1 protein-coding gene is annotated in these 399 nt (G+C 63.4%); it reads left to right on the top strand.

Annotated elements, in window-relative coordinates; translation table 11 throughout:
• Positions 1–399 (top strand): AMP-binding protein (locus JK358_RS38815; protein WP_201958891.1); only part of this gene is annotated, 399 nt, incomplete at both ends.

Raw genomic sequence — 399 nt, 5'->3', positions numbered from 1 at the left:
GACCTACCGGGAACTCGACGAGAAGTCGTCCCAGCTGGCGCATCGGCTGGTTGGCGTCGGCGTCGGGCTCGGTGACATCGTCGGATTATTGTTGCCGCGGTCGGCCGATGCGGTGGTGGCGATTCTGGCGGTGCTCAAAACCGGCGCGGCATATCTGCCTATCGATGTGCATCATCCCGAGCAAAGGGTCGCGTTCGTTCTCGCTGACGCGTCACCGGTCGCGGTGGTCACAACGGCAGAGCACGTCGCGCGGATCGCCAGCCATTCCGTGGTCGTTGTCGATATGGCCGAGCCCGCGATCGAGACCGGACCGGTACGGGTACTACCCACTCCGTACACGCGGAATCTGGCGTATGTGATTTATACGTCGGGTACGACGGGTGTGCCCAAGGGTGTGGC

This window comes from Nocardia acididurans (assembly GCF_016741815.1).
Taxonomy (GTDB): Bacteria; Actinomycetota; Actinomycetes; order Mycobacteriales; family Mycobacteriaceae; genus Nocardia; species Nocardia acididurans.
This window is presented reverse-complemented; position numbering and strand designations above follow the sequence as displayed.